This is a genomic window from Thiorhodovibrio winogradskyi (assembly GCF_036208045.1).
Lineage (GTDB): Bacteria > Pseudomonadota > Gammaproteobacteria > Chromatiales > Chromatiaceae > Thiorhodovibrio > Thiorhodovibrio winogradskyi.
Genome location: NZ_CP121472.1, coordinates 634,588 through 645,833, shown reverse-complemented (window position 1 = coordinate 645,833; position 11,246 = coordinate 634,588). Strand labels below are relative to the sequence as shown.

The following is an 11,246-nucleotide window of genomic DNA, read 5'->3' as shown; positions in this document are numbered from 1 at the left end:
CTTATTCCAGGCTGACGATCAGCGCATCGACCGCGTCATAGCTGCGATACTCTGGGTGGCCAGATTGGGCGTAGATGAGCTGACCGCTCGTGTATTGACCATTCCAGGTCGCCAGGAGGCTGCGATTGCGCGCCAAGTGTTGGAGCACGCGCAAGGGGTCCTGTGCCAGGCTTGGATCAAACAGCAATTCGGTGTTGTCGAGCAGCACCGGCGAGGTCTGTTCGGCGGCGATGGTATCGAGTGTCGCCAATAGCCGCAGCGACCGCTGCTTGGGTGTCAACTCTAGCAGCGGTCGGGACAGTGTCAGGTTGAGGTTGATGACAGGTCGGTCGAGCTGTTGTGCGACCTGTCTGAGCACGCCTGTCTTGCCCGCTCCGAGCGAACCGACCAGCAATACCAGTCGATAGTAGAGGCTTTCGGCTGTGGCGAGTGCCTCCAGGATCTGGGCAGCGGTGGCTTCAGTTGTCGGCATGTGGTTCATCCTTGGGATGCCGTTTGGTTGCGGATCAGCGGCGGAAGAGGGCGGCTGCTCTTTAGCTATCGCTCTGGAGTTGCTACCGTTGCGATGCTCGCGCAAACAACGAGGTTGTGCAAGATTCTTTTGTTTGTAGGGAAATTCCCTACAAATTGAGTTCATGATGCGGGCCAAAGCAATCCCAGGGGCTGATGCTCCGGATGCTTGAAAGGAAGGCCGAGAGTCGTCAACGACAGACGCAATCGCTCAACACCGAGGTTGTAGGTCTGCTCAAGGATGCTCTTGTCGATCGCAACTGGAGAGGCAAGAGTCTTCTCCCGAAACCTGGTCTGATTGAGAATCCGTAGCAGTTCATCATCTGTCACGACCTCAGGAGAAGCGCCTTCGAGAGGCACGACGACACCGAAAATGCGACTGCGCAAGGTGCCAGATGAGAGCGTGACCCGGTCGATTACCTTGGCAATGACTAATGGATGCTCCAGTCCATCAATCTTGGCCAGAACGGCTTCCTGCTCCAACGCCTGTGCAATGGCATTGTTGAATGCGGCATGGCCAACTCCGATGACCTGAGCATCCGCTTCACCGACAGACCGTTCACGGCTGAAGACGACGTTCTTGTAGTGCCGATTGACGGCCGGGCTGGTGAGCCAAACGTCGGGCGTTTTGAACGAGAGACGATCCTCACTCCAACTCAGCCGGCGCTGATTCTTGACCAGCATTGCCTCGAAGAATGCACGCAGATCCGGCAAGTCCAATGTCGGAATTTCCTTGAGCCCCTGGCAATCGAATTTGGCTACGTTTCCAACAAGGGCCTTGACGGTATCGAGGGCGGCAGAGCCCCCAAAGGTCTTTGTCTTCTCATCGAACCAATCGGCTAATCGCTCTCGCGGAACACTGTTGGCCTGAGAGAACAGTTCGGTGAAGAGGCTCTTATCGGTCATGCCAAGGACGAGCTGAAGCAGGTCCTCGGGCTCATCCATGGCCGACCCGAGGGCCTGCATGATGTGGCCGAGTTTGGCGTTGAGCTTGTCCCAAATCAGCGCTTCGACGGTTTCTTCATTGCGGACTGAAACCACGTCGACGGGGTACTTCTGGCCATAACGATGCAAACGGCCAACGCGTTGGTGCAGACGCATGGGATTCCATGGCAGATCGACATGGATCAGGGTGTGGCAACGATGCTGAAGATCGATTCCCTCGCCACCGGCTTCGGTGGAGACGAGAAAGCGGATCTGGCCGGCATTGAACTGCTCCGCCGCCGTTTCGCGTGGCACTGACATGCTCTGCGGCCGGCCGCTGGTATCGATCACCCCTTCAATATGCTCGTCGCCATTGATGAACGTGACGCAGCCCTCGCCGTACTGGCGGATCAAAGCGCTCATCAATAAGGATTGAGTGGCCTTGTATTCGGTAAAGAAGAGAACCTGCCGATCCGCAAAATCCGACTGCATGACTTCCATAATGCGCTCGACCTTGGTCTCGTCTGCGACGGCATCAGCTGCATCGACAAGTGTGCGTAGGTGCGGAATCTCGTTGGCAAGCAATTGGATCGAGGCGGCAGTGTCCTCGACCGACAGTTCATCAAGCGCTTGCTGGAGGTCGAGCAGGTCAGCGTCGTCCTCAGCAGAAACAAGTTTTGAACTCTGGGCTAGACGTGCTTGCTCTTCAGCCAGCAGCGTCTGGAGTCGCTCCTTCTCTCGTGTCAATCGTGCGAGGCGTCCCTTTAGGGCCTTACGGATTGCCGCAACCGAGCTGGAAGCCAATTTCTGCATGGCGATCAGCACGAGCATCACCTGCTTGCCTTCGTGCTTCGAGAGCGTTGAGGCATAGGCACGGCCGCTGGCGATGAAGCTCGTCAGATTGCTATAGAAGTCCCGCTCGGCATCGTTATAGCGATAGGTGGTGGGGTATTGATGGATTGGCTTGAACAGCTTGCGACCCTGCATGTCGACCACAGACTGCTTGTTGTTGCGAATCAGAATATCCCGCAGATGCGGGATCTGTTCCGCATCGGGGCGATCCGGGTCGAACAGATCGGGGCGCAGCAGATGAAGCAAGGCCCAGAAGTTGTAGGGCTTTCCCCGGTGCGGCGTGCCCGTGAAGAAAAGCGCAGATTGGATCTTGCCATGCTCCATCAACTTTCTGATCAGCGCATAGCCCAAGGTGGCGCCCTGATGCTCGTCGGCGTTCAGATGATGAGCCTCGTCGACGATCAACAGATCCCAAGGCTCGGCGGACAGAAGCCGATCGTGACGGCCATTGTTATCCTGGCGCAGTGTCGGGAGGGATGCGACAACCTGGTTGTTGCCGTTCCAGTAGTCCGCCTTGGGCGTGTCCGCAGCGCTCATATAGGGTGTCAAACGGATGTCGAACATGGTGCGCAGACGGAACTGCCATTGGTCCACCAAGCCGGCCGGACAAAGAATGAGTATGCGCTGGGTCAGTTTCTTGCTGATCAGTGGCCAAAGGATGAGTCCCGCTTCGATGGTTTTTCCCAGTCCGACATCATCGGCGATGAGTTGGCGCGCCGGCCACTGCCTCAGTACCTGATGACAGACCCAAAGCTGATGGGGGAGCAGGGCGATCTGAGACCGGGAAAAGACTCCCCATTGGTCGTTGACTGACAAGATGGCTGCCGCTTGGAAGTAGGTGATCGCATCGATTGCCGGTGACCAATGACCTTGGCGGATGTCCTTGTCGATCTGAGGTCCAGGTCGGAGCGAGGATTTCTCACATTCCTCCAGTCTTTCGTCGAAGCGCACGACGGCCGTGGCGCCTCGGTCGACGATGACCGTACCTCGGCCCAAGTCCTCATGGACAACGACATCATCAGTGTTGAGTGCAACAGCGGCATCCATGGTCAAGCTCCTATCTGGATCAACTTCGATATCAGGGAATCACGAGGCATAAACTGTGCAACTGCTTTTCACTTGCGGGTCGTAAGCCATCAACTGGAGCGGAATGTCATAGGCGCCGTCGAAGCGGGCATCCTCCGAACCCAAATGCTCGACCAGGATTGCGTGGATCTCCTTGGAAAGGCCGATCTCAGCCCCGGTGCCTTCGAACTGTCCGTATCCCCACTGCACGAGAAGATCGCGCACGCCTTTGGTTGGTACATAGGCGCAGGCGTGAGGAGCCTTCGCGCCATCGACCACCTTGAGTCGAAGCAATTCTCGGACGACGAAACAAGCACCGATGCCTAGTGTTTTGTGCAATGGCGGCGTCGAAATGCCTCCACCGCCAAGTTTTGAGGCGGCTCGAGGCTTCAAGACATTGTCCTGTGCGAGCCGACAATCACCATCCTTCCATCCCCAAGTTGGAAGGCCCAACATGAGTTCGCGGTATTCATCGAGGTAGCAGGCAAGGCGATAGATGGCAGGGAAACGTTGCATCCAGTGCTCGTAGGTCTGGGCATCGGTCTGAGCGTCGATATAAGCATCCAGAACGCTCATCCATGCTTCGGGGTTGTTTCTTGGATCAGCTTTCGCGAAGACATCGTCCCACCAGCGCTTTGTGTGGCACATTTCTATGAACGCGCGGTTTTGATGACGCCGACCTTGGATAAAACCGAGCGTGTGGAAATGACCCAGTAGAAACAGGGTCAGCCAAGCGGAACGGTCTCCTTTGCAGTCATCATCATCGAGATGCAGGGCCTCCACTGGCGCGCCCCCCCTGGATAGATGTCTTGTTCATAATCCTTAAGGTAGACAGCTCCATGTTCTTGCCAAACATCTCTCAACTTCAGGAGAGTTCGCTCAACATCCACGAGGCGATGCGGCTCTTGCGGGTTGCTGTCGTGCTCTGGCTCCGAAACAAACCGATCTTGACTTTCAGTGCTCCTGAACTGAATCAGGACTTGCAGTACTTGCTCGAACGACCAGCCTTGGAAATAGGGCGAATCTTTCGACAGTTCCGCGAGCCAAGTGCCGTTAAGTCCGATTGAGCGGAGTTCAGCGATCACCTGTCCACCGCGTTCTCCGTCACGCAAGTACACCAGAGCGGCGCTTCTCCGGTCATTGTCCTCTTTCAGTTCGCGTATCCAGCGCGCCAACTGCTGTGTGTCAGCCCTGAACCCGCTTGGCCCCCGACAGAGTCGCAGCAGAGTTCGGCCCGCTTCGTCATAGTCTGTGCTGAGTCTATTTCGGTCAGGCGCGAAGGCCCACCGCAGCCGTTCTTCTGGATCGCGCTTGGACGGATCGGACATCAACAATTCAGTTGCCGGTGCGAAACGGCCAGTCACGTCTCGGAACAAAGCGCCGTTGAACAACTTCTCCGTGTCTGTAAGATCCTTTTGCTGGTTTTTGCTCAGGTCATCCAGTTGTTGCGAATCCAATATGGCGCCCCAGATCCGAGCGGGCTCCGGGTCAAGGCGCACCTGTTGGCTGTCAACCATGAGCCGGGAGACCCAATCGGCGAGCCGACTTGATTTCCACTGTGCTCGGGCCGTCGCGTACGATGGGTGGGCGAGACTAACCCACTCATGGATTTCGGCAGACACCGTTCTCTGTGGAGTAATTTCGTCGACGAAGTGGCTCCAGTCGAAGAGTTGCTCCAACACGTTCGGAATGGACAAGGCGTCGCGCAACACTAGCCGAATATCGCTGATCCTGACCATGGCACGATGCGCGCTGGGTAAGCCATTCGGAAGCAGTGGGTGTCTCCATGCGAGTTCTCCGAGCCCAACCTGAGCAGTGCATTGCACAAGTGATCGCACCTTGCTTGGCTCACGCTTATGGAGTCCGCCGACTAGGGTTCGCCACAAGCTGTACCACAGATCGTATGGAGTCATTCCCTCGTTCAAGCCGACGCCGTGGCAAACTCCGTCCCAGTCTTGGTCGACGGCGAGCATCAAGTCTTCGATGGCGTCGTTCAAGACGCACCCGAGTGCTTCAGCGATGACGTGATTATGCTCCTCGCGATCGGCTAGGCTGGTTCGTGCCGCGTTGACATCGAAGCGACCGTTAAGTGCGACGCCCAGCGCTGCGTCCTCCGAGGTCGGAGTCAACACCCAGAGTGACGGAATGCTCTCCAGCAGCGGTTTCAAACCTGATCCATCCAGCCCAAAGAGGAGCGCGCCGTCGCCCAGTTCGATACGCATGACCTTGGTTCTCATCATGACGTCTTGATCGTTTGGATCTGGGATCAGTAGACTTCCAATGCTGAAAGCTGGGGCTTGCTCCAAACTGCTTGGGGACCAGGTGTAGGTGGTGCTGCCAACATCAATTTGTTGGATCGACTTGGCGAAGCAGCACAAGACACCAGCCATCTTTTGGAATCGGTCGAGCAAGGGAGGGATCGAGTCAGGATCCAAACGCAGCCGAATGCCTGTGCCGGCTCCACCGCCCGCAGGTGCATGCTCTCGGACCAAATGTCTAAGGTCTCGATCGTCGTCATGCTGCATCGGTAACATGCCGCCGAGAATTCGCATACTCAGTCGACCGCTGACAATCTCAGGCTCCGGACAGGCGAGAAATACGCTCTTGAAACCCAGGCCGAACTTCCCGGTTGCTGGAGGTTCCTTGTTGGACGCGTTGACAATGAGCATTTTTTCGAGATCGCGATGATAGTCGCGGTCACGACCGGGAAAGGGATCGCCTGTGGCGTTCAGAGGACGGCCCCAGTGCATGAATGTAAGTGCGTCGTTCTCGATCACGACGACGAAGCGAGAGGGGGCCGGCTGAGTATCGGAGAATCTGCTATCAACTTGATGCGTATAGCGTAGGATCTCCAGCTGTTGACACACCGCGTCGTCTGCGTTCTGAAAAAGTTCGAATGGGATGCTCTCGCGCTTGTACTGGAATTCCTCGATCTTCCCGCCTACGCCTTCCAGCAAGGCGGTACGCGCGGCCTCGTCACGCTCGATCAACTGTTGGATCTGTCGTAGCGCGTCCTGTTTTTCCTGCTCGAACTGCGCGGCACGATCATGGCCGCGATACTCTGACGACCTTGGCTCGGGCTTGGTCGAAAGTCTTGAGCGCGCTCATCATGCCTGGGTGACGGCCAGGCTTCAGTTGTGTCGCAAGTATCGGAAGGCTTTCCAGAATCAAGCTGCGTGCAACATCAATTGCGATTTGGTCCGAACTTTCTAGCTCTGGCCACAAGGATGAAAGATCGCCAAGCCATTGATCCGACCATTGTTGCGCAACCAACCGAATCGATTGTCGCAGCATAGCCGCGAGTGCTTCTGTGGGATGTTGGCTAGCTTCCACCGGTGCAAGCTGGACCAGTACGCGATAGTTTTCGTTATCCCCGCGAACCGTGACGAACCCCTTCGCCCCAGAACCACGCTTGACCCGCAAAGGTTTACCAACGATGGAGGATACCACCACTTCGTTACTGCTCACCCTAACGCCGGAGAAGCTGTAACGCTCCATTGCATCATCTGGATTTCTCCAGTTCAGATAAGCCCAAGTCTTTTTCGGTCCGGTATCATCCGGCCGTGGTTTCCACGGCAGCTTGTCTAGGAACCATTCCCGCAAGTTGGTTCGATTGCCGCGATAGACTTCCACCAGCCGCTTTACCTCTGGCGTTGCACCACAGACGGCGACGAAAGCACCGATCAGGGCATCTGGCACTTTGTCACGCCAAGCGCTGAAATAGTCTTCAAGCAGTTTGGCGAGTGTCGCGCCTTCGGCAGGTGATGAGGCTGAATGTGTCGGCTCGGATTTACTTGACAGTGCATTGGCCGGCACAACCAGTTCTCGCAGGATGCGATAGTGGTCCTCATTAAGCACGAAACGTCGCTCAATGTCTTCTGCGTTGGCGCATAGTTGGTTGGCTGGTCGCCAGTCACCGCCGCTATCCATGAGTTCCAGCGCGGCGAGATTCTCCTCCGCGCTAGGCAACCCAACAAACCGTTGTAGATACAGCTTAAATGCGGCGCGCCGAGCTGGATTCGGTTTTCCTTGTCGTCGAAGCCAGCTCAGCACCTGCAAGACGATTTCCAATTCGTCGTCTAGTTCACGTGCCATCTCCGGATAGACGTAGCGCGCTACGTCGTCCGGGGCGTGCGCTTGGGTCAGGCTGTCCAACAATGCCCAACCCTTTGCAGGTGCTAGATTAGGAGGCATCGCAGCTAGCACGGGTAATGCCTCCAGCAAATCTGTTGGTGCTTCCTCCAGCTCGCAAAGGTGATATTGAGGCATTTCGCTGATCAATAATCCAAGCGTCTTGAGGGCGTCATCACCTTGGGCTAAATAACCCAGATCACGGATCAGGCAAAATCCAGGGTGATCCAGAATACTCGGTGGTAAGAGACCGACAAAGCTATAGGCACCATCCTGCTGTTGAGTTGCCAGATCGCGGATCAGACCGGTTGGATCCTCGCAGTCGATGATGTCGGATGGTTTGAACGTTGCCCCTTCCTGATCAGGAATCCAGTCTTTTTCTTTCAGCTGCGGCTTGAGTTGGGGATCGAATGATGTTCCTAGAGTTTGGATATCTTCGAGAATCCGGTCGATCAACTGCGCAGATTGCTGTGCTGACAGCATCAGCTTGAGTCGCTCGCGCGCATCGAACGGTGACGCGATCAGGCGTTGCTGATGCCGGCGCAACTCATCATCGTGACTGCGGCGAATGATCCGCAAAGGATCGGTAATGCCAGCCGGGACTGTAAGGCCCGTCTCCAGATACACCCCCTCCCCAATCAGGTCACAGCGCTGCCCGTCAGTACATTCGTGCAACGGCAGCATGCGCCAAACGATCTCGTCGGTGGCCGCCTGAGTCAGGATCTCGATGCACTCATGTGGCTCGAAGGCCTTGGCATCGATCCGAGCAAGACAATCCTGTTTGAGCGTCTTGATGTCATCGAGTAGGTCTTTGGCTCGAATACGCCTGACTCCGAAAGCTTGGCGGACGGGATCCGGGACATACTGAGCCAGATCAGAATCGATCAGATTCCATCCGTCATTCAGTTGGCTCCAAATGCGCTCCCAGGCTGTGCTTTCTTCTGTGTCCCGAAACCAGAGCGTCGTCTGTAAATCACTCCAGTGACCGTCTTTTCCATGTAGGAGAAACCGAAACCCGCGTTTGCTCCGTTCGTCACTACCTGGGGCGGACAACTGACGTATCAGAGATTTTCTTGTACTCGGCTCGCGCAATGTATGAGCGTGGGAGCTCAGCGCATGCAGTACACCCCTTGCATCACAACTCATGATCTCCTTGTTGTCGATACCCAGGAGTGCCAAGCTTCTCTGCTCAAGAACCAGAACTCGACCATTTGCCAGCACTTTTTGTAGCGGCTTGGCCAATCCGCGTCCTTGATCGTCGCTGACTTGTCCGCGCCGGAACAAGAGAGACACCTGCTGCGCCTTCTCGATTTCTGAAAGTGTACATGCCCTAATCTTGTCCCCATCGCTGTTGCCATCGTAGAAAACAGCGATGAGTTTCCGATTCCTCATTGTGCGCATCAGCGAGGCTGGTGCGCTAGAGTCACCGTCGATTCGGTTGGCCAGCTCGTAGATCAGGTTAAGTACAGCAGCGTTTTCTTCGTGCGTCGATGCTTCTTCAATCCAGTCTCCGATCAGTAGCAGCAGTTTCCCGGCATCTTGATACGAAAGCTTTGCCTCTTCCCCCAGCTTGTCCGGACAGAGTTCGGAGGGCAGAACTAATAGTTCCACAGGGCATGTCAGTAACCGTTCCCGCAGTGTTTCCGGAAGACTCTCGGGCAGTCGGAGCTGAATGGAGTGCGGCAAGTACCCGTTCAGGCGTTTGAGTTGCCGCTTGTTTGATCGGATACGGTCAAGACCGATCTGCGAGAATCCATCTCGAATGAGTGCCACAACCTGCTGCTGAAGCGATCTCTCGCGCAACAGACCATCCGGTGACCGCAACAATGCTAAGGTATCGACGAGGTAGCCAAGCTCATCGGGGCTCTTCAGAATCCCTGCCGCCGAGACATTGCCGAACAATCGAAGCGCCTGTTCTAGATCTGGTGCGCTAAGAGTGCGCCGCGATAGATGGTGAGTATCGGCTGCTACGAAAGAGTGGGTTCCTTCCAGCTCTGACAGTTCAGGAAAGACACGCCAGGGAAGCGTCGGATCAGCTTTGGAGGATGTCGAGGGCGGCAACGGCAGCAAGGGCCGTTCGCTGCTCACGAGCGTCCAAGCCGGTCCGTTCTGCTTCAGTTCGAGCACCCATTGCGCTGATTGAGTGATGACGCCGTTGAACTTAGTCCAGAGCTGGCTCCGCGTGATGGTCTTGGCCAAGAGGCGCCCCGTTTCGACGTGTCGCTCTGGGACAAGCGTTGAGACGTAGTCATGCAGGACCGGTAATAGTAGTGGCAGCGTGCCCTTGGCTGCCAAACACTGATTCCAGGCAATCCGAACCGCATCGACGGAGTCCGTAGGTCTTTCGGACTCGCCTTTGCCAAGGACATGGAATCCATGAATGCCACGACGTCCAGGGTCGACGAAGAAATAGCCATGCAGCGTTAAGCTGAAATCCTGATCGCCTCCGCAGAAGAGCTTCTCGGAGACGAGATCGTCCTCAAGTGGCAGGAAGACTGCCCAGCGGATCGTCAGATGACCTGTTGATGCAACTGGGGCCGCGGACGCGGTCAGGACGATCGATGCATGAGGTTCGGCCTTCTCGCGCTCGACCTTTGGGTTGGCAAGATCATCGATATCATCGATCTCCGGCCACTGGTGCCCGTGGCGTAAGTCTTTCAGCGCATCAAGCCAGTGATGGGTCTCGCGGCCATTGAAATGAGATTGAGCCTTTGTCTCCCCCTTGGCTTGGATATCGATGAGGCCCTTCAGACGGTGCTCTCCCGAAGCTGTCGGACCGCGCAACCGTTGAGCTGGATCCCTGATCTCGATATGGAAAGGTTTATAGCGATTCATTGTGCTCGATTGGAAGCTGACCTGCTCCACATGGCGCAACAACGGAAGCAAGTCGGCAACTTGAATCGGCAGATGAGAGTCCTGGAAGAAAGACAGGGAGTCGTCTCCGTCACCTGGGAACTCTTGAGCGATAACCCCGGTGACTTTGTCGCTTTCTCGCCGATGCACTTCTCGCCGCAAAGGTAGCCATAGCACAAAGGGTTGCTCTGAGTGGAGGGTGGGAAGCGCCTTAGTGATCGTCGCGACCGCCTCACCCATTGCGGCTGCGTCTTCGGTAGTAAATTGCTCCCAGCTGGGATGGATGGCCGCAAATTCTTCGCGCAAGCTCTCAGGAACGCTCCAGGGATTAACGATGCGCGCAATCCGTCCTCGTTCGGCGATATAGCCGAGGAAGAAGAATGCTTCACAGAAATGGAAGACGCTCTTCATCCCCAAGCCAAACTTGCCAATCGCGGCTCGATCCGCAACTTTGTTGCTCAGACCGTAATTGCGAATGCCCCAGTCGTGCTTTGCCTCAAAACGACCATTGTTGATGACGCACAGGGCGTCACCTTGGAGAAGAGGGTGTTTGGATTTACTGAGCCCTGGAATTAGCGCAAAAACCACATGAGTGGCCTCCGCATCATCGGCGTTTTGGATCAGCTCCTTGAGAACCGGAAACCCACGTTTGTATCGATCTCCAAGATCGTTCCGTAACCGCTGGATATCTCCGAGCGGATTTTGAATAAAGCCAGAATATCCTCCCATCCCATTCTCCTTGAATTGTCCTGTTCACACTCCGAACGATGACTGCCAGATCCGCTATAGACTCGATCATCGATTGTTACAGGACTACCGCTGCATGTCAGCTACGGCCCCGAGCACAGCAGGCAAATCGTGCTGATGCGCCCCGGGCCAAGCGGGCGGTTGGTGCTGCCCAAGGTGGTCAG

At 56.0% G+C, this 11,246-nt stretch carries 5 protein-coding genes; all 5 read right to left on the bottom strand.

Features of this window, described 5'->3' with window-relative positions:
• Position 1: 1 nt before the first annotated feature.
• Positions 2-472: a BREX-3 system P-loop-containing protein BrxF gene (gene brxF, locus Thiowin_RS03025; protein ID WP_328986265.1), complete on the bottom strand. Its 471-nt coding sequence runs from the start codon at positions 470-472 to the stop codon at positions 2-4.
• 161 nt (positions 473-633) lie between these two features.
• Positions 634-3,333 (bottom strand): DEAD/DEAH box helicase, encoded by a 2,700-nt coding sequence (locus Thiowin_RS03020; RefSeq protein ID WP_328986264.1) that lies wholly within the window; start codon positions 3,331-3,333, stop codon positions 634-636.
• Between the two features lie 39 nt (positions 3,334-3,372).
• Entirely contained in the window at positions 3,373-4,134 is a 762-nt protein-coding gene (locus tag Thiowin_RS03015) for a hypothetical protein (RefSeq protein ID WP_328986263.1), read from the bottom strand.
• Positions 4,077-6,341, bottom strand: a complete 2,265-nt coding sequence (locus Thiowin_RS03010; RefSeq protein WP_328986262.1) for a hypothetical protein — start codon at positions 6,339-6,341, stop codon at positions 4,077-4,079. The genes Thiowin_RS03015 and Thiowin_RS03010 overlap by 58 nt, the downstream gene beginning before the upstream one ends.
• Before the next feature lie 55 nt (positions 6,342-6,396).
• Positions 6,397-11,064: a sacsin N-terminal ATP-binding-like domain-containing protein gene (locus tag Thiowin_RS03005; RefSeq protein ID WP_328986261.1), complete on the bottom strand. Its 4,668-nt coding sequence runs from the start codon at positions 11,062-11,064 to the stop codon at positions 6,397-6,399.
• Between the last annotated feature and the right edge of the window lie 182 nt (positions 11,065-11,246).